At 38.8% G+C, this 18,521-nt stretch carries 19 protein-coding genes; 8 read left to right on the top strand and 11 right to left on the bottom strand.

The window, feature by feature from the left end; all coding sequences use genetic code 11:
- Positions 1–2 precede the first annotated feature (2 nt).
- A complete protein-coding gene (locus H7U17_RS15565) occupies positions 3–491 on the top strand; it encodes a low molecular weight protein-tyrosine-phosphatase (protein WP_186757666.1) in 489 nt (162 codons plus the stop codon).
- Positions 484–1,359, top strand: coding sequence for a fructosamine kinase family protein (locus H7U17_RS15570; protein WP_186757667.1), 876 nt, complete (start codon positions 484–486; stop codon positions 1,357–1,359). Before H7U17_RS15565 ends, H7U17_RS15570 begins: the two co-directional genes overlap by 8 nt.
- 2 nt (positions 1,360–1,361) lie before the next feature.
- Here H7U17_RS15570 and H7U17_RS15575 read toward each other — a convergent pair whose 3' ends face one another.
- Positions 1,362–2,630, bottom strand: coding sequence for an aspartate kinase (locus tag H7U17_RS15575; RefSeq protein ID WP_186757668.1), 1,269 nt, complete (start codon positions 2,628–2,630; stop codon positions 1,362–1,364).
- A 61-nt stretch (positions 2,631–2,691) separates the two neighbouring features.
- Between H7U17_RS15575 and fbp the strand changes: the two genes are divergently transcribed.
- Complete coding sequence (gene fbp, locus H7U17_RS15580; RefSeq protein ID WP_186757669.1) at positions 2,692–3,732, top strand: class 1 fructose-bisphosphatase; 1,041 nt, start codon at positions 2,692–2,694, stop codon at positions 3,730–3,732.
- A 21-nt stretch (positions 3,733–3,753) separates the two neighbouring features.
- Here the strand turns inward: fbp and H7U17_RS15585 are convergent, their stop codons facing one another.
- From H7U17_RS15585 to yihA, 3 genes are all read right to left on the bottom strand, one after another.
- Positions 3,754–4,053, bottom strand: a complete 300-nt coding sequence (locus tag H7U17_RS15585; RefSeq protein ID WP_186757670.1) for a hypothetical protein — start codon at positions 4,051–4,053, stop codon at positions 3,754–3,756.
- A 77-nt stretch (positions 4,054–4,130) separates the two neighbouring features.
- On the bottom strand, positions 4,131–4,571 hold the full coding sequence (locus H7U17_RS15590) for a DUF5606 family protein (RefSeq protein ID WP_186757671.1): 441 nt from the start codon (positions 4,569–4,571) through the stop codon (positions 4,131–4,133).
- A 59-nt stretch (positions 4,572–4,630) separates the two neighbouring features.
- Positions 4,631–5,236, bottom strand: coding sequence for a ribosome biogenesis GTP-binding protein YihA/YsxC (gene yihA, locus H7U17_RS15595; RefSeq protein ID WP_186757672.1), 606 nt, complete (start codon positions 5,234–5,236; stop codon positions 4,631–4,633).
- A 123-nt stretch (positions 5,237–5,359) separates the two neighbouring features.
- Here yihA and ubiE point away from each other — a divergent pair, with 123 nt between their 5' ends.
- The 5 genes from ubiE to H7U17_RS15620 all read left to right on the top strand — a co-directional run bounded on the left by ubiE (position 5,360) and on the right by H7U17_RS15620 (position 10,260).
- Positions 5,360–6,082, top strand: a complete 723-nt coding sequence (gene ubiE, locus H7U17_RS15600) for a bifunctional demethylmenaquinone methyltransferase/2-methoxy-6-polyprenyl-1,4-benzoquinol methylase UbiE (RefSeq protein ID WP_186757673.1) — start codon at positions 5,360–5,362, stop codon at positions 6,080–6,082.
- Positions 6,031–6,810, top strand: coding sequence for a type IX secretion/gliding motility protein PorT/SprT (porT, locus tag H7U17_RS15605; protein ID WP_186757674.1), 780 nt, complete (start codon positions 6,031–6,033; stop codon positions 6,808–6,810). The genes ubiE and porT overlap by 52 nt, the downstream gene beginning before the upstream one ends.
- A 101-nt stretch (positions 6,811–6,911) precedes the next feature.
- Positions 6,912–7,226: a hypothetical protein gene (locus H7U17_RS15610; protein ID WP_186757675.1), complete on the top strand. Its 315-nt coding sequence runs from the start codon at positions 6,912–6,914 to the stop codon at positions 7,224–7,226.
- Between the two features lie 102 nt (positions 7,227–7,328).
- Positions 7,329–9,227, top strand: coding sequence for an ABC-F family ATP-binding cassette domain-containing protein (locus tag H7U17_RS15615; protein ID WP_186757676.1), 1,899 nt, complete (start codon positions 7,329–7,331; stop codon positions 9,225–9,227).
- Position 9,228: 1 nt separating this feature from the next.
- A complete protein-coding gene (locus H7U17_RS15620; RefSeq protein ID WP_230981447.1) occupies positions 9,229–10,260 on the top strand; it encodes a flavin-containing monooxygenase in 1,032 nt (343 codons plus the stop codon).
- Here the strand turns inward: H7U17_RS15620 and H7U17_RS15625 are convergent.
- The 7 genes from H7U17_RS15625 to H7U17_RS15655 form a co-directional block, all read right to left on the bottom strand.
- Entirely contained in the window at positions 10,257–12,689 is a 2,433-nt protein-coding gene (locus H7U17_RS15625) for an outer membrane beta-barrel family protein (RefSeq protein WP_186757678.1), read from the bottom strand. The two genes, H7U17_RS15620 and H7U17_RS15625, sit on opposite strands and share 4 nt — an antisense overlap.
- A 186-nt stretch (positions 12,690–12,875) precedes the next feature.
- The gene (locus tag H7U17_RS15630; RefSeq protein ID WP_186757679.1) at positions 12,876–13,739 is read right to left on the bottom strand and encodes a nucleoside phosphorylase; all 864 of its coding nucleotides are present in this window, start codon (positions 13,737–13,739) and stop codon (positions 12,876–12,878) included.
- Positions 13,732–14,715 (bottom strand): oxygen-dependent tRNA uridine(34) hydroxylase TrhO, encoded by a 984-nt coding sequence (gene trhO / locus H7U17_RS15635; protein ID WP_186757680.1) that lies wholly within the window; start codon positions 14,713–14,715, stop codon positions 13,732–13,734. Before trhO ends, H7U17_RS15630 begins: the two co-directional genes overlap by 8 nt.
- Positions 14,716–14,774: 59 nt before the next feature.
- Positions 14,775–15,413: an acetyltransferase gene (locus tag H7U17_RS15640; RefSeq protein WP_186757681.1), complete on the bottom strand. Its 639-nt coding sequence runs from the start codon at positions 15,411–15,413 to the stop codon at positions 14,775–14,777.
- Between the two features lie 58 nt (positions 15,414–15,471).
- Entirely contained in the window at positions 15,472–16,764 is a 1,293-nt protein-coding gene (locus tag H7U17_RS15645) for a DUF2851 family protein (protein WP_186757682.1), read from the bottom strand.
- Positions 16,765–16,938: 174 nt separating this feature from the next.
- Positions 16,939–17,757, bottom strand: coding sequence for an orotidine-5'-phosphate decarboxylase (pyrF, locus tag H7U17_RS15650; RefSeq protein WP_186757683.1), 819 nt, complete (start codon positions 17,755–17,757; stop codon positions 16,939–16,941).
- Positions 17,758–17,858: 101 nt separating this feature from the next.
- On the bottom strand, positions 17,859–18,512 hold the full coding sequence (locus H7U17_RS15655; RefSeq protein WP_186757684.1) for a LolA family protein: 654 nt from the start codon (positions 18,510–18,512) through the stop codon (positions 17,859–17,861).
- Between the last annotated feature and the right edge of the window lie 9 nt (positions 18,513–18,521).

Below are 18,521 nucleotides of genomic sequence, written 5' to 3' on the forward strand. Positions count from 1 at the left end.
AAATGATCAAAGTATTATTCGTTTGCTTAGGAAATATTTGCCGGTCTCCTTTAGCGGAAGCCATTTTTAATCATCAAATCCAAAAATTGAATTTGCCACATAAATTCAAAAGTGACAGTTGTGGCACTTCTGATTATCATATTGGCGAACTTCCTGATGAACGTAGTATCAAGTGCGCAAATGACCATGGCATAAAAATTTCTCACCGAGGAAGACAACTTTCCCATGCAGATATCCGTGATTTTGATTATATCATCGCCATGGATAAATCCAATAGGTCCAATATTTACAAGTTAATGGACACCTATAGCCAGACTCATGATCAAATTCATTTGATGAGGGATTTCCAACCCAATAATTCAGAATCTGAAGAGGTACCGGACCCATATTACGGAGGTGAGGACGGATTTGAAAAAGTATATCAAATCTTGGATGAATCTATCAAAGAATTAATTGCCAAACTACAAAAAGAACATCAAGTGTATGCTTAATAAGCCAAATTCTTTTTATGAAGAAGTCTTATACGATGCCATACTTGAACCTACAAAAATAAAATCAGTCCGACTAATATCAGCCGGAACCATGAATCAAAGCGTACTCTTGGATACTGACAAGGGTGCGCTTTTTTTGAAATCCAACCATTTTGAATCCGCTAACATTTTCCATCAAGAACTGAAAGGGCTGACATTATTACACAAACACACCCCTCTACAAATTCCGAAAACCATTGGGTCAGGAAGAATAAAGGACCAAAACTACCTCTTGATCGAATGGATCCATGGAGGATATCCCAACCCTCAATATTGGGAAACTTTAGGACATGGCCTCGCAGAACTACATATGGCTACCTCCCCTAAGTTTGGGCTAGATGAAGACAACTATATTGCAATACTCCCACAAAGCAATACCTATAGTAATAACTGGGCACAATTTTACGCCGAGCAGCGCCTAGAACCCATGTTGGGCAAAGCATATTACGAAGGATCAATCACTAAGGATTTTTATAAAAAATTTCAAAGATTATACCCAAAGCTTCCAGATCTTATCCCTAACGAAAAACCCGCTCTACTTCATGGCGACCTTTGGTCTGGGAATGTCATCGTCAACCAACAGGGAAATCCCTGCCTGATAGATCCTGCCGTTTATTATGGCCATAGGGAAATAGACCTATCTTTTTCGAAATTATTTGGCGGATTCCAAAGTCGTTTTTACGAAGCATATAACGACATCTTTCCCCTTGAACCTGACTTTGAAACCAGGGCTGACATACACAACCTTTACCCCCTTCTGGTTCACCTCAACCTATTTGGTCAAAGCTATCTACCAGGCATCAAGAAGGTGCTCAAAAAATTCCTTTAAACTTAAGCCTTATACACCAGCTGTATAGTGCTGCGTGTTGTCTGTTCCATTAGAATCCCTTCCCTACCCAAAAACTGATTTTTAGCGCTTTCATTATAATTCTTAACCGTCATCAATTGCAAACCATCATTATATCTCACTTTAAAATGAACACTCATTTCATCCACAAGTTGCTCTAACTTAAACAACTCTTCATTTACACAGATTGAGATAGATATAGCGGAGGTTTGTAACATATTTACCCCTAAGCGTAGCCGTTCCAATTCCGCATAAACTTGATGGATATGCGATTCACTAATAAAGGTGAAATCGGTAACCTCAAAGGTCACCAAAACCTGTTGGCCCTTGACCACAATAGTAGGCACAGCATGCCTTTCCTCTGGGAAATCTCCAATAATAGTCCCCTTCCCTTCCGGCTCAATAAATGACCGAACATGTAATGGTATTTTTAAATTAGCTAGAGGCTTTATGGTCTTGGGGTGAATCACCGAAGCTCCATAGTAGGTCATTTCAGCTGCTTCCCTATAATCTATCCTATCAAATTTAACTGTATCCGCAAAGCGTTTTGGATCGGCATTTAAAACACCAGGAACATCCTTCCAAATTGTAACAGATTTCGCCCTTAAGCTATGGGCAATAATAGCTGCAGAAAAATCTGATCCTTCTCTACCCAGCGTTGTGCACTTACCTGAAGCACTTGCTCCTATAAACCCCTGAGTGATGACAGGAAACTTCCTCAACTTTTCTTCCAGCTGCCTCTTACACTCCTTAGCCGTCAGCGACCAGTTTACCTTGGCGGACCGAAAACTTTCATCTGTCACAATTAATTCCCTAGCATCTTGCCAAATACAGAAAAAATTTTGTTCACAGAGATAAGCATGAATAATTTTTGTGGATAACACTTCCCCATAACTCACAATACGATCATAATATTGATCATAATTATCCTTATGAAGAGCTTGTTCCAAATCTCTCTCTAATTGTAAAAACAAATTCTCAACAATCGAAAATATTGGATTCTGTTCCTCAAAAAGCTCAGAACATATTGCTAAATGGTTTTTTCTTAAAATTGCACAATTCGAATAATAATCTTTTTGATCATATTTGAGCCTTAGGATTTCTTCCAATGAGTTTGTCGTCTTCCCCATTGCAGAAATAATTACCACCATTTTACTTTGCAATCGATTTAACAAAACCCTATGAAGGTTTTTAATAGCAGAGGCATCTTTGACCGAAGCGCCTCCAAATTTATATACAATTGCTTTTGTCATAAAAATTTAAGTTGTATTTTTCAGTGGGTTATATAATAAATTGTACTTTTCCAATACAAACATGAAAACAAAACCATATCAACCAGACCATTCAGCACTGGGCTATTCTGTAGGAGTAACACTTGATCGTTTTATCAAAATCAAACAAGACGACTTCCCCTTTGCCTCCGGCGAATTATCACAAATCCTTAGGGATATCGCCTTGGCTTCAAAGATAGTAAATCGGGAGATTAACAGGGCAGGGCTTTCAAAAATCGGCGGAGCATTTGGCAGCACCAATGTACAGGGCGAAGAACAACAAAAACTGGATGTCATTGCCAATATCAGATTCACTCGTGCTTTGACAAAGGGAGGCGAAGTATGTGCCGTGGTTTCAGAGGAAGATGATGAAGTCATAGATCTCCAAAACAGTAAGGGCAAATACGTAGTGGCTATGGATCCATTAGATGGCAGCTCTAATATTGATGTAAACATATCCATAGGCACCATATTCTCCATCTACAGACGAGTAACCCCAATTGGAAGCCCTATTCAGCCTGAGGACATTATGCAACCAGGTAATAAGCAGGTGGCAGCAGGGTATGTACTATATGGTTCTTCAACCATGTTGGTCTATACAACTGGGAAAGGCGTAAACGGCTTTACCTACGAACAATCCCTAGGAGAGTTTTTTCTTTCCCATCCAAATATGAAAGCCCCAAATGATGGAAAGATATACAGCATCAACGAAGGCTTAACTTCCCAGATTAGTGATGGAGATAAAAGCTATATTACATCTTGCAAAGAGCGGAACTTTAGCGCAAGATATATAGGCAGTTTGGTGGCCGACTTTCACCGAAATCTTCTTAAAGGGGGAATTTATATTTATCCTAAAACTAAAAAAGCACCAAAGGGAAAACTTCGACTGTTATATGAGGCAAACTCTCTGGCCTATATTGCAGAACAAGCAGGCGCTGTCGCCACTAATGGTAAAGAAAGAATTCTGGATATCATTCCTACCTCTCTACATGAAAGGACCCCATTATATATTGGTTCTAAAATAATGGTAGAGGAAGTACACCAGCACATCAATGAAGAAATAGAAACACCCTTTCAGAAATAAACCCTTTTAAACTCAGTTCTTTCATTGATATTTCTTCCTAATCTCAATTTTCTGTATTTGACGATTGACCAAGGCTTCACTGAGATCCCTGCACATTTGTTCAGGATTGGATTCATGGAGAATCTGCTTTAGCCTTGACTCTCCCAGATCTACCCGATAACATATCTGGAGCAGACGTTCAAAATCACGGTTTAGCAGCTGCTGGACTACTGGTTCCAATAAATCAATAAGCTCCTCCTTGCTTATTACCTCTGGTGGACTGGGTAGGTCAAAGTCCTTTTGCAGCAGCTTGACACTTTCTAGGATATATTGATGCTCCATAATAAAAAAAGCTACCTAATGAGTCAGGCATTTCTATCTCATTAGGTAGCTACATTTTTTGTCAATGAATTCCTTTTTTATGCTTCTCCTTCTTTAGCTGCATCTTCACTTTCTGTGGCTTTCTCCTCAAGCACCTCAGGCGCATGTTCACGGATTATCCTATACCAAGAAATCAATTTCTTGATATCAGAAGGGTATACTCTTTCCTCATCAAACTCAGGAAGTATATGCTTCATAAAAGCCATGTACTCATCATTGTCAGCACCCTTTGCCAGACCAGTATCCCCTTCAAATTCCTTTTCGATAATAATCATCACATCCTGCAAAGGTTCAGATCCTTCCTCTGTCAGGGTATAGATGGAGATTTCGCTAAGGATAGACACCCTATGGTTAGCACCAACCACCAACTTGGATTTTTTGGCATCCATAGATTCCAAAATCACCCCACTTCGGCTTGGCTTAAGCACTTTATATAATCCTGGTTTCCCTGCTACGGTAGCTATTTCATTAAATTCCATATCTCTTCTTTTTAATCAAGTTGCAAATATATGATTTCACCTCAAAAGCTCAAGATGAATCATTGTTGTGCGTAAAATTCTTCACTTAACTCCTCCATAAAACCTGAAAGCTCTTCCCTACCAACAGCCGTGGATGAAGAGGTCACAAAATAAAGTGGCGCTTCTTCAAATATAGTATTGGATGCCTTAAGAAACTTCTGCACGTTACCCTTTACCTTACTTACAGAAAGTTTATCTGCTTTGGTAAACACAAGTACGATCGGCACAGCATTCTGAGCACACCATAGGATAAAGTCGAGGTCCTTTTTCTGGGGATCCAACCGACTATCAATCAACACAAAAGTAGCCTCCAAATTCTCCCTGTTGGTAAGATAACCCTTGATCATTTTCTCCCAATCTGCTTTAAGTGTTTTACTCACCTGAGCAAAACCATAACCAGGTAAATCTACGATATACCATTTATCATTTATTTCAAAGTGATTGATCAACTGGGTTTTACCAGGCTTTCCGGAGATCTTGGCCAGTCCTTTATTATTGGTCAGCATATTGATCAAGGAGCTTTTGCCAACATTAGATCGGCCAATAAAAGCAAACTCTGGCTTATGAGCAGATGGACATTTTCTAAAGTCCGAATTACTGGTTAAAAATGTAGCCTTTTTAATCATTTTTCTCTCATTTTTTACAAAGGTAAACCTTTCCTAGTAAAACCCTTGCACCAATTAATCTTTAACATTTTTCCATTGCTCATGTTTCCTTAGTAATATTGCGCATCTAAACAGTGAAACTCCATGTCAGTAGTACCCTACAAAAATCAAAATGATGGTAAAAAAGCTCAAGTAGCTAATATGTTCAATAATATCAGTAAGCGATATGACCTTCTGAACCATGTTCTGAGTTTGGGAATTGATATTATTTGGCGTAAGACTGCCATCAAAATGCTCCAAAAAGACCAGCCAAAAATAATTTTGGACATTGCCACAGGTACTGGGGATTTTGCCATTGAGGCATTGGCACTGAATCCTGACAAAGTCATCGGTGTTGATATTTCTGAAGGCATGTTGGCTGAAGGCAAAAAGAAAATCAAAAACAAAAAGCTGGACCACCTCATTGAATTGCAAATGGGCGACTCAGAAAAGTTGCTTTTTGAAGATAATAAATTCGATGCAGTCATCGTTTCATTTGGCGTAAGGAACTTCGAAAATTTGGAAAAAGGTCTTGCAGATATGCATCGTGTACTCAAACCCGGAGGAAAGACAGTCATTGTAGAATTTTCCAAACCAAAAAAGTTTCCTTTTAAGCAAGCATATAATTTTTATTTCAAGTATATTCTACCGCAGATCGGTAAAGTGATTTCTAAAGACCAATCAGCTTATACCTATCTACCTGAATCCGTTCAGGCTTTCCCAGATGGTGATGACTTTCTGGCTGTATTAAAAAAAGTAGGCTTTACCCAAACGAAATGCAAACCGCTTACATTCGGCATCAGCTCAATTTACATTGGAGAAAAATAGGGTTTTCCCTGTTTTTCATCACCTTGTTTACGCTCCAGAGTTTTGGACAAGGATCTTCTTTTAGACCTTTGAACAAATCTGGGCAAGATGGGCAGTTCATGACCTATGGCTTCTTCTTGGCGGGGCACACTTCGTCGCTCCGTCTTAAATACAGTGATGCCTATATGGACCCCAACCAAAGTCAATTTGGGCAGATTCAAAGTATCATGCCTATTTTCTCTCCAGGCTTTTCCTTGGGTTTTCTATTAAAACTCAGGCTTCATGACCAGCTCAACTTTTTGGCAACTCCCAAAGTAGGCTTCTACGAATACCACACAGACATCAACTACCTAGAAGATGATGAATTCCAGCAGTCTGGCCTAGGAATTAGAACAGAAACATTGGTTTCAGAGGCCACTATGATCGAACTCCCACTATTATTGAAATATAAATCCCAAAGGTTCAATAATACCAGAATGTTCTTTACAGGAGGTGTTAATCCCATGTTCAGAACAAAATCCCAAGATGAAGCCAACGCAGACCCACTGGTCATCAATGGGCAGGATATTGCCATTGAAATGGGAATGGGCTTTGATTTTTATTTTAAGTTTTTCAAATTCTCTCCTGAGATCAGGTTCTCACATGGCCTCACCAATATTTATGAAGCAGAGGAAACCAATCCTGAATTTGCAGGTGCCATAGAGGAGCTAAAAAGAAAATCCATCACCATCTATCTTAACTTCCAATAGACCAAGCAACTAGATCAAAATAAACTTGATTTATTATCAGAAATTCATGCTTGATTTGTATATTGATAAGGAACATTGTTTACACTTAAACCTACTTGATCATGACTACAAAAGAAAAGTCCTCATTTGAGGAAGTCGAAAATCTATTGCAGGAGATTGGCCACAAAATCGAGGAGCTTATAACCAAAGGAGCTGAAGTAAGTGGAGAAGCAAAGGTTGAAGTAGAAAAAAAGGTCAAAGAGCTTAAAAAAGACAAAGCTTCCCTTGAAAAAGAATTCAATAATCGAAGACAAGAGCTAGAAGAAAAATACGCCTCACAAAAAAAGACCATACAACCCATGCTGGAAAAATCAAAAGAGCATTTCAAAGCGGGATTAAAGGAACTTTCCACGGCCATTAAGACCCTTTTTGATTGATAACAGGCATTAATATTGCAATAAACCAAGCAATATCATTAGCTACTATTTATTGTAACGGTCGAAATACGGTTAGTGGCTATTTTTTATTTAATTTTGGACATGAATTACTTGTCAGTAGAAAATCTCTCCAAGGCTTATGGAGATAAGCCTCTTTTCAATAATATATCATTCGGAATAGACCAAGGTCAAAAGGTCGCTTTGGTTGGCATCAATGGGGCTGGGAAATCCACATTGATGAAAATAATAATGAGTCTTGAAGTGGCTGATGAAGGTGAAATAGCCATTAATCAACAGGTAAAGCTAGCTTACGTTCATCAGAACCCAGTATTTGATGCCAACCTCAGCATTTACCAGACTGTATTCTCCGATTCTTCCAATGAAACCCTTCAAGTGATGGAAGCCTATCAAAAGGCAATGATCAATGCACAGGCCGGCAAGGACAACGCAGATGAGCTCAACGGCTTGATGGAAAAAATGGATGCTTTGCAAGCCTGGGATTATGAATACCAAGTCAAAGAAGTATTAGGCAAATTAGGCCTACATGACACAGCCCTACCTGTTGGTAATCTTTCTGGTGGACAAAGAAAAAGGGTAGCCCTTGCTAAAGCCATTTTGGAAAAGCCAGATCTCCTATTATTGGATGAACCCACCAACCACTTAGATTTAGCCACCATCGAATGGCTTGAGGATTACTTGGCCAAAGCTAACCTTTCCATATTTATGGTTACCCACGACCGGTACTTCCTAGAAAAAGTCACCAATGAAATACTTGAGCTAGACGCAGGTAAAATCTTTCGATACACAGGAAATTACAGCTATTTCCTGGACAAAAAAGCCGAAAGAAGAGAAATAGAGGCCACTGAACAGGAAAAGGCAAAAAGTCTTTATAAAAAAGAACTTGACTGGATAAGAAGGCAACCCAAGGCTAGGGGAACAAAAGCCAAATACCGTATAGATGCCTTCGAGGAGACAAAAGAAAAGGCTTTTCAAAAGAAAGAAGAAAGAGAAATCGAACTTCAAGTATCTTCTCAAAGGTTGGGGAGTAAAATCATCGAAATCGAAAAGCTTTCCAAAAGCTACGATGGACAAAAATTTATTGATAATTTCTCCTATACCTTCAAAAAAGGTGATAAGATAGGAATTGTAGGACCGAACGGAGCTGGAAAAACAACTTTTCTAAACCTGATCACCGGAATGCTTCAGCCAGATGCCGGCAATATTGAGATAGGCCAAACCACCGCATTTGGATACTATAGACAGGAAGAAAGTTCTTTTGATGAAGAAAAAAGACTCTTGGACATTGTCAAGGAAGTAGCCGAGGTAGTGACATTGGCAGGAGGAAGTACCATTACCGCTTCCCAATTTTTGAACAAATTTGGTTTTCCTCCAAAGCAACAGCACACGCCCATAGCAAAACTAAGCGGAGGGGAAAGACGCCGTTTGCAACTACTAATGGTACTCATTAAAAACCCTAACTTCCTTATTCTCGATGAGCCTACCAATGACTTGGATATCATGACCCTAAATACCTTGGAGGAATTTCTCGATGGATTCCCAGGATGTTTGATCATCGTTTCCCACGACAGGTATTTTATGGATAGGTTAGTGGACCATTTGTTTGTTTTCCAAGGGCAGGGCAAAATAAAAGACTTCCCTGGAAATTACACTGACCTCAGGGAATGGGAAAAAGAGCAAGAAGCCATTAACGCCGCAAAAAAGCAGGAAGAAAAAGAAAAGGCCACACAAAAACCTAAGGAAGTAAAGAGTAATAGCCAAAAGGCTTCCTATAAACAAAAGCAGGAATTCAAAAAGGTGCAGGAAAAAATCTCCAGCCTTGAAGACAAAAAGTCAAGCTTGGTGGAAAAAATCAACCAAGGCACTGAAGACCATGAGGAACTTATGGAATGGTCCAATACGATTCAGGCAATTACTGAAGAATTGGAAGATTTGGAATTCAGGTGGCTTGAACTAAGTGAATTGGATGACATTATGGACTAATATGAAAGAAACTGATTTTCTAATCATTGGAGCAGGACAAAGTGGGTTATCTGCTGCCCGGCACCTACAAAAAGCGGGCAAAGATTTTATCATCCTAGAAAAACATCAGGAAGTTGGTGATAAATGGAGGCAAAGGTTTGATTCAATGAAACTCTTCACTCCAGCGGCTTTTTGTAATCTTCCAGATCTACCCATGGCCTTGTCGCCTACAAGCTTGCCCAATAAAAATCAGGTTGCGGATTATTTTTCCAGATACGCCGCACATTTTGACTTTCCCCTGCATCCTAAAAATGAAGTAACTGAAATCATCAAAGAAGGAGAGCGGTTCCTAGTCGAATCTACCTTTGAAAAGATCGTCGCTAAAAACATCATCATTAGTAATGGCTGCCTACAAAAAAACCATATTCCACAATGGGCCAACTCCCTAGGCATACCCTTCATTCATAGCAATCAATACAGAAGTCCTTTATCTATAAAAGGCAAAAAAGTCTTGGTAGTCGGCTCTGGTAATACTGCCGCGCAGATTATAGCAGAATTGACAGCCTATTTTGAGGTACATTGGTCCACAAATGAAAAGCCCAAATTCAAATCACTTAAATCATTTGGTAAAAACAAATTCTTCTGGGACAAGAAATTCAATCGACTAGAAAAACCACTAAAAGAGAAAAAAAGGAACAAAACAGCACCTATTTACAATTTCAACGATATACGCAAAAAAATCAAAAAGGCTAAATTTCACCCTGCAGTAGACAAAGCAGAAGGGAATAAAATAACTTTCACCAACCAACTTAACATAGATATTGACTTTGTACTTTTTGCAACCGGAGATGAAGCCTATTTTGACCTTATCAATATTGATGGATTCGAAAATAACCTGGAAGAATTAAGGGAAAACCAAGGGATTTCTAAAATCGAAGGACTTTATCTTCTGGGGATTCCACATCAAAGATCAAGAACTTCCCATTTAATTTATGGATCAGCCAAGGATGCTGAGTTTATCGTTTCAAAGTCACTTTCTACACAAAAAAATTAAAATTCACTGTCTTCATCTCCGCCTCCATGTCGGTCTCTTCCATTTCTTTTCTCTTTAAACCCTCCAAACTTATAATTTAAGGACAAGGTCACTATTCTGGTTTCTCTATTATAAACCCGGTCCTGTGAGAAACTTGGACCACTGGTTTTTATCTTAAATACTCTGGTATTGAAAATATCACTGAAGTTCAAGCTGATCGTACCTTTCTTTTTAAGTACATCTCTCCTAAAACCAATATTCATTCCCCAATAAGGCAATAACTCCCCTTGGAGCAAAACAATTGGGCCTCGGTAATTTCCTTGAATCTGAACATTGGCCACTTTGGGAATGATAATATTTGACAATAAGCTGATGGTCCAGCTAAAGTTGGAATTATTAGCTCCATTCTCAAGATTATCTCCACTGATGGTACTGTAAAAAAGGTTGCCAGTAAAGATAGCATCCACCCAATTACCAAACTGAAACTGGTTGATCAGTTCCAAGCCTGTGCTGCTTCTATCATTTATATTCTCCCTGGTTTGGATAGTAATATTATCTTCATTAATTCTTGTGATTCTACTGATTATATCCGTGGAATAACGGTGATAAATTGTCGCATTAAGCAACCACCTTTCCCAGCCTTTCATATAACCAAATTCATAACTATTGGTATATTCCGGATTCAAATAGGGATTTCCTGTCCTCACATTTAAAAGATCAGAAACATAATACAAAGGTGCCAGATGCCAAATTCCGGGTCTAGAGATCCTTCGGCTGAAATTAGCGGTAAACTCTTCCTCTTCCTGAAAAGTATAACTTAGATATATACTGGGAAAAAGATTAAAATAATCATTCATCACCTCTAAATCCTTTCTCTCTTGTACACCAAGGGTTCTGGTTGCCTCCCCTCTTATACCAAGCTGATAACCAAAATCCCCCAGTTTATTTCTATAAATAAAATAAGCCGCATAGACATCCTCATTAAAAGTAAATTCATCACTCACGGTATCATTTCTTACCAGTTCAAAATCAGTATTTATATCTCCCTGAAAAAATTCCTGTCCCCTATCCCAAGTACCAAAAGTTCCTTTCAGTCCCGCTTCAATTTTTGAAGATTTACCTAAGGGCTTTTCATAGTCTATTTGGGCAATATAAAGCTCACTGGCCCTAGTACGATCATTAAGTTGTTTTATCCACTTATTTGGTACCTCCTGCATAGTTTCATCATAATAGGACTGCTCATAAGTATCCACCTGACTACGGCTATCCTGAGCATAGGAGAAACTCGCATAAAGCTTTTGTCCCACAGTATCTATTTCCCAATTATAAGTCAACCCAGTCTCATAGTTATCCCCTTCCTCATCCTCCATAGCAGCCCGAACAGATAAACTATCCAATCCTCCTGCAGAATTGACACTTCTTTGATTGAGCGTTTCATCCTCCACTTCTTCATTAATATTACCTTGGGCATAAAACCCCAACACCTGTGTAGGCGTCATATTCCAATCAAAGCCACCCCGCACCAAATGAGATTTCTCTACCTCCTCATTATAAGCATCTTGATCAAGTAATGGAGAGGCGTTTAGTAAATCATTATACCTTTTCCCATCACTTTTTCGAAACCGCCTCCTATTTTGATAATTATAGGTTGTAAAAAAATTGATTTTCTCGGCTCCATAATTTAGGATTAACCCTCCCGCATACTTATCCCTATTGCCCACAGATGCATTTACCTGCCCATTCAATCCCTGAAAACTATTTTTCTTTAGAATAATATTGATAATCCCTCCCACACCAGCTGCATCATATCTAGAAGAGGGGTTGGTAATCAATTCGACTTCCTTTATGCTATTAGCGGGAAATTGGGAAAGTATGTCTTCGGTATTTTCCCCAGATAAATTGGAAGGTCTACCATTGATATAAATCAACACATTTCCACTTCCTCTCATGCTAATACTTCCCTCCTCATCTACTTGGATGGAAGGTAAAGTTTCCAAAAGCTCTGAAGCAGTAGCCCCTTCAGCAACAATACTATTTTCCACATTGTACCGCCGCTTATCGATATCAGATTCAAACATGGAGGTTACCCCCTCCACCAAAACCTCATCCAGGTCCGAGGCCTCTGATTCCAATTTGATCACACCAAAATTCAGATTTTTCTTATCTCCAATACTGATGCTTTCATGGTAACTTTTATAACCAATAAAGCCTGCCCTAAAAATATACTCCCCAGACGAAGCCTCAAATTCAAAATGGCCATTCAAATCGGTCATTCCACCAGTTACTACTGTAGAATCTCCAGGGTTAAGCAAGGCGATATTGGCAAACTCCAATGCTTTTCCACTTTGCTCATCATGTACTTTGCCTTTGAGTATGGTGGACTGACCAAAAGAAGGGTAATTAATGAATAAAAATCCAGAAATGAATAAAAAGAGATAAAGGCTTCTCATGAGTAGCGTTCATTGGTGATGGAAACAAGCTTATATGCTATTCATTCTTCGGGTTAAAGCAAAACCCCCGAGATGCTCCTAAAACAACTCCTATTTTACTTTAACTCAATAACTTAAACACTTGTTTCACCATTCATCAAAAAGCACTTACATTATCACCTAGATATCATATACCCCCAAATTTTCCTAAACCCTTTCCAGGGTATGTAAAATTAATCTTTCCATCACCTCACCAGCATCCTCCACAAATTCCTGAGTGATCCTGTTCGCCACAATGGCATTCAGGCTTAGCATTTTATGACCCAACATACTTCCCATAGCATAATAACCAGCAGTTTCCATTTCAAAATTGGTCAGTTGTAGCCCTTCTATATTTACTTTGGAAAGTCTTTCTATGATATCCGGAATGGCCGGTTTCAACTTTACTTCTCTGCCCTGTGGCCCAAAAAAACCTGGACAGGTCACTGTATTTCCTTTAATGACCTCTCCTATCGCCAATCTTTCCAATAAAATATCGGAACCTTTAAAACAGTATGGCATAAAGCTTAACCCAAGATCCTTTTGCACAGCCTCAGCAAAGATTGTTTCATGAACACCATATTCTGCCGTATAATAATGCATCAAGGTATCCAGTCCTATCCCATATTCTGAAGCCAAAAGTGAACCCACAGGAATAGTATCTCTCATGCTTCCTGAGGTACCCACCCTAATTATTTCTAATGATGTATGGTTTGGCTTTACCTGTCTGGTTTGCAAGTCAATATTGACCAGCGCATCCAACTCTGTCATAAAAATCTCAATATTGTCTGTCCCCATACCAGTACTCATCACTGTCAGTCTTTTCCCTTTATAAGTACCGGTGTGCGTGACAAATTCTCTTTTGGCCACCTTTACCTCTATATGGTCAAAATATTTGGTAATTTTAGCTACCCTTTCTGGATCACCTACCGTAATAACAGTTGAAGCCAGAAATTCTGGCTTCAAATTGAGATGATAGATACTACCATCTGGATTTATTATAAGTTCCGATGCAGGGATAACCTTAGTCATGAAGAATGGATTTTATCTTAGCCTTATTAGGTTTTCTTTGCAATCCTTTATAGGGATTATATCCATTGGTGTTTTTTTGGTAATACCCCGTTCCATTGTATTCTCTCTTTTCAGGATGCGCTTTACATTCATCTGAGCAGGCTCCTTCATACTCCCATCCACATTCCTCACAAATAGGCACATGGATATTACATTCAGGATTGGCACAATTGACCATTCTGTCAGAAGGTGTCCCACAGCAATGGCACTTGGAGATCACCTTAGGATTTACCTTATTGACATCTACTGCCAATCGGTTATCAAACACATAACATTTCCCTTCGAAATCTTCTCCTCCAGCTTCCATGCCATATTTGATAATTCCACCATGCAATTGGTAAACATCCTCAAAGCCTTGATCCAACAAATAAGCACTGGCTTTTTCACATTTGATCCCTCCAGTACAGTAAGTCAAAACCTTTTTCCCTTTTAAGTGCTCCAGTTCTTTTACCTTTTCAGGAAAATCACGGAAATTATCAATATCAAGGGTCAATGCATTCTTGAAGTGCCCCAATTCATGTTCATAGTTTGAACGCACATCCAAGATGACTACATCATCTTGGTCTTTTAATTTCCTGAATTCTTCTGGTTCCAGGTGCTTACCTGTTTTCTCCAGCGGGTTGATATGCCTTAAGCTAGAATGAACAATTTCAGGTTTAACACGAACATGGATTTTTGCGAAGGCATGACGATCAAAATCATCAACCTTAAAATCTGTCTTGGCAAACCTTGGATCAGACTTTACATAGGCCATGTATTTCTCACAGTCCTCTTTAAGGCCCGAGACCGTTCCGTTAAGTCCCTCTGATGAAATAATGATCCTACCCCTGATATTGTTTTCAATACAAAAGAGATGATGCTCTTCCCTGTATGCCTCAGCATCTTTGATCTCTGCATAGCAATAATACAGGAGTACACTGTAATTTGAATTTTCCATAACTTTTGCCCTGATTCCAGCAGGGTGTTCTGGTTTTTATGATAATTAAATATAATATTTTAAGCCTTAATAGGAGCAGCAGGATTACCAAAAACGGTACTTTCTTCTTCTACATCAGCTACTACTACCGATCCAGCACCAATTCTCGCATTTGCGCCGATTTTCACTCCAGAAACTACCGTTACTCCTGAACCAATAAAAGCACCTTTTCCTATGCTCACTCCAGAATTAATCACTGCACCAGCACCTATTTGAACAAAGTCTTCTGCTGTCACCTTATGATCTATAATAGCTCCAGAATGAATGATACAATGACTGCCAAGACTAGTACCTGCTCCAATATTCACCTTTGCATTGATGAAATTCCCATGTCCAATACTCGCATCGGTGGAAATATATGAAGTTTTATGGATCGCATTGATCGGCTGAACCTTTCTGCGCTCATTCAATAACTTCACCAAAAACTGTCGGTATTTGTTATCGTCCACAGCCACAAAAGCCTCACACTTTTTGCCGATCAACTTTAGGTAGCCATCATCCTCCGGATCTCCCAATACCGGCACCACATTCAACTCTGTACCATGCATTTCTTTATCTTCCTCAAGGAAACCATACACAACTACCTCATTGCTATTAAAAATTTCCAATGCAGGATGTGCGATTCCTTTTGCACCTAAAATGATTACCGGTTTTTCCATATCTATTTTTGGTTTAGTCCGCAAAATTACGCCAAAATCCCAAGCTAACCAAAATTCATTAATCACTTGGATTGAGCAAGTTTTGCCCTACTTTACAATTCAGGCACTTCTTTTGACTACAGTAAGCATGGTGCAAACCTATCATACCTTGACTATCAAATGCATTTGTTGGCTCCCAACCTTCACCGACAAAGCCTGAAATAATATGATTCTCCTCAGGAGGAATTTCCTGTAGCAGATCAAAACAACGCTCTCTCCACCTTTCATCATCCAAATATTTCCCATACGAAAACCAAAGGGGGACTAGAAAATTAATCCCCAACAAATGGACTATCCTTTTACTTAACAACCTGTTCTGGCGCTTTTTGCATTCCTTACTTGGGAAATAATGATATTCCCAATAAGAAGATGTGGACACCGAAAAGACTCCTTGCAAATCATTAATATTTTTGACATCATTGGTTATCAAAGAAAACAGGTTGGGACTTTGAGCCAAAATAGCTGCCAACTGAGCTATTCTAACAGAAGGATAATTGCTTGGTCGAACCCTCATAAATCTCCATTCAGAAGAATAAACTGGTTCGGGCAAAGCATATTTTTTATGATAAAAATCATGCTCCCTTTGACCAAATCCTGAGTATTGATCAAGGGCTTCTCCATTGAAAAATCCAGCCTGCCCTAACAATATAGCTTCCAGAATCCCTCTTTTGCCTGAATGCTTTTTCAGTATTTTATAAGGAACCGACCGAGCCAGTTTTAACATTGGCGCATTATTGACCTTAAAGCCAAAGCAATAAAACAACCACCTATAAGCCACTTCCTCCCAGTCCCCAGCTGTTGAAACTATTTCTTGGCTCACCAACAGGCTTTTTTCTTCCAACCTTTCCACCAAGGCTTTTTCAAGTGCTGAAAACTTGATAATCCCATTTATTCCGGGCAAGAATTCATGACATAGCATTGGGCTTTTTGCTGACACTAACCGCTCATAATTCCTCAACACACTCAAAAAGACCTTTCCTTTCAATTCCAAGGTTGGAATCAGCGTCCCATCTGTCCTTCTAATCTCTGTGTCATGCTCCCATACTACATGTAAAATCACAGAATCATAGTTGCGGTCCTTATCATGTGTATGCTGGTACCAATCAGAAGATTTTAGATGTACCTCTACATTTCCATGATGTTCCAACCTATCTATACTGATATGAGATTCCCTAAAATCAGGTCCCTCATGCAAGTTATAATACCCAATTCTCTTTACTTCCAGAGGCAGCCCATTACTTGTCCTCAAATCACCCTTATCAAAATACTGATACTTCCATATGGCATGGATAAAATTCTCTTGAAAATTCATTTGTTAAAAAATTTAAGCTTAAAAAGAAAACGCACTGTACCTCAGCACGATAATAATTTAATGGTAATTATCGAAAACTAAAAATCAAGGCCTTTTTCTCTAAACAAAAAAGCCTGTTCTCTATTTGAAAACAGGCCTATTGAATAGTTCGATTAATTACTTAACAGCTCTCTACTATTTACAATACTGATCTAGTAATTGTGACATTTCCTGCTGGAGTGTTTTTGCTGCTTCTCCTGCTTTGGCACCAAAATCCTCACCGTTTGAGGCATAAATAATCCCTCTTGAAGAATTCACCAACAAACCACATTCCTTATTCATTCCATATTGAGCCACCTCTTGAAGACTTCCTCCTTGCGCACCTACACCTGGAACCAAAAAGAAATGATCTGGAGCGTATTTTCTAACTTCTGCGATCTTTTCTCCCCGGGTGGCCCCTACCACATACATCAAATTCTCATCACTTCCCCATTTCTGGCTTTTTTCTAATACCTGTTGGAATAGTGGCTTTCCTCCTTCTGTTTCCAAAACTTGAAAATCCTTACTTCCCTCATTAGAAGTCAGGGCCAGTAAAATCACCCATTTACCTTCAAACTCCAAAAAAGGGCTTACACTATCCTTACCCATATAAGGTGCTACCGTCACTGAATCAAAATTCATCTGTTCAAAAAAAGCCTTGGCATACAATTTAGAAGTATTGCCGATATCACCTCTTTTGGCATCAGAAATGGTAAATATATCCTTTGGAATATAATCCAATGTTTTTTGGAGACTTTCCCAGCCCTTAGGCCCCAATGCCTCATAAAAAGCGATATTAGGTTTATAAGCTACCGCATAATCAGCTGTATGATCGATAATCTGCTTATTAAACTCAAATACCGGATCTGCTTCCTTTAATAAATGTGCGGGTATCTTTGACAGATCTGTATCCAGTCCCACACACAGAAAAGAAGATTTTTGTTGAATTTGCTTAAAGAGGCTTTTCTTGTCCATTTTTCAATCGTTTTGGCAAAAATAAAAAAAATAGCACGCACTAAACTTAAAATCGTTTAGTATCTGTGCTATTCTTAACTTTTTCGTACTAAATGGATAAATCAGCGTAAATCGATCACCTCCACATCTACATGCTCCGTCACATCAAATGCAAAAAATGAATTGTTTAAATCCACATCTGTTTTTACATTTTTAAATTCATATTTAAAACTTCCTCCGTCAGCATCAGAAACTTCCCAACCTACAAGATCCTTATTAGCTTTATCTACATATAAAACAATGGTACTAAACTGGGCATTGGTGTTTTCGGCAGTAAGCTTTATTTTCTGAACTAATTTCCCCCCCAATCTTTCTTCTCCCAAAAGAGCATAATCATACCCCTTTTTATACAGGTTGTAAATACTGGAGGGAGTCAATTCATCAGGATCATCACTGACTGTATTAATGGTTACTTCCTTATAATTTCCTGTCTTGATATATGTCCAGACCGTTTCTCCATTATTATAAATCTCCTGGTCATCCAAAATCAACTTATATCGATTTCCTTTGACAGCAACCTCTCCTTTACTGGACTGACTTGCTCCATCAAGATCATTATAATAATAATATTCAAAAGTGGCCTGAATGCCATTCAACGACTGATACCGTTCACTCACTTGATCAAGCACAAGCTTTGCATTTGGGTCTTTTTGTGCCAAAACCTGGCACTGAAATCCCAAAACAAGTACCGCAAATAATAATATTTTTTTTAACATAATTAACCT

The organism is Echinicola salinicaeni, from assembly GCF_014280965.1.
GTDB classification, from domain to species: Bacteria; Bacteroidota; Bacteroidia; order Cytophagales; family Cyclobacteriaceae; genus Echinicola; species Echinicola salinicaeni.

Bases quoted from the DNA above. Each gene is read 5' to 3' on its own strand.
- yihA (WP_186757672.1), bottom strand. From the start codon at position 5,236: ATGATTAAAAAGGCTACATTTTTAACCAGTAATTCGGACTTTAGAAAA.
- pyrF (WP_186757683.1), bottom strand. From the start codon at position 17,757: ATGGACAAGAAAAGCCTCTTTAAGCAAATTCAACAAAAATCTTCTTTT.
- H7U17_RS15615 (WP_186757676.1), top strand. From the start codon at position 7,329: ATGAATTACTTGTCAGTAGAAAATCTCTCCAAGGCTTATGGAGATAAG.
- porT (WP_186757674.1), top strand. From the start codon at position 6,031: ATGCAAACCGCTTACATTCGGCATCAGCTCAATTTACATTGGAGAAAA.
- H7U17_RS15570 (WP_186757667.1), top strand. From the start codon at position 484: ATGCTTAATAAGCCAAATTCTTTTTATGAAGAAGTCTTATACGATGCC.
- H7U17_RS15625 (WP_186757678.1), bottom strand. From the start codon at position 12,689: ATGAGAAGCCTTTATCTCTTTTTATTCATTTCTGGATTTTTATTCATT.
- fbp (WP_186757669.1), top strand. From the start codon at position 2,692: ATGAAAACAAAACCATATCAACCAGACCATTCAGCACTGGGCTATTCT.
- H7U17_RS15590 (WP_186757671.1), bottom strand. From the start codon at position 4,571: ATGGAATTTAATGAAATAGCTACCGTAGCAGGGAAACCAGGATTATAT.
- H7U17_RS15640 (WP_186757681.1), bottom strand. From the start codon at position 15,413: ATGGAAAAACCGGTAATCATTTTAGGTGCAAAAGGAATCGCACATCCT.
- H7U17_RS15575 (WP_186757668.1), bottom strand. From the start codon at position 2,630: ATGACAAAAGCAATTGTATATAAATTTGGAGGCGCTTCGGTCAAAGAT.
- trhO (WP_186757680.1), bottom strand. From the start codon at position 14,715: ATGGAAAATTCAAATTACAGTGTACTCCTGTATTATTGCTATGCAGAG.
- H7U17_RS15620 (WP_230981447.1), top strand. From the start codon at position 9,229: ATGAAAGAAACTGATTTTCTAATCATTGGAGCAGGACAAAGTGGGTTA.
- H7U17_RS15645 (WP_186757682.1), bottom strand. From the start codon at position 16,764: ATGAATTTTCAAGAGAATTTTATCCATGCCATATGGAAGTATCAGTAT.
- H7U17_RS15610 (WP_186757675.1), top strand. From the start codon at position 6,912: ATGACTACAAAAGAAAAGTCCTCATTTGAGGAAGTCGAAAATCTATTG.
- ubiE (WP_186757673.1), top strand. From the start codon at position 5,360: ATGTCAGTAGTACCCTACAAAAATCAAAATGATGGTAAAAAAGCTCAA.
- H7U17_RS15565 (WP_186757666.1), top strand. From the start codon at position 3: ATGATCAAAGTATTATTCGTTTGCTTAGGAAATATTTGCCGGTCTCCT.
- H7U17_RS15630 (WP_186757679.1), bottom strand. From the start codon at position 13,739: ATGACTAAGGTTATCCCTGCATCGGAACTTATAATAAATCCAGATGGT.
- H7U17_RS15585 (WP_186757670.1), bottom strand. From the start codon at position 4,053: ATGGAGCATCAATATATCCTAGAAAGTGTCAAGCTGCTGCAAAAGGAC.
- H7U17_RS15655 (WP_186757684.1), bottom strand. From the start codon at position 18,512: ATGTTAAAAAAAATATTATTATTTGCGGTACTTGTTTTGGGATTTCAG.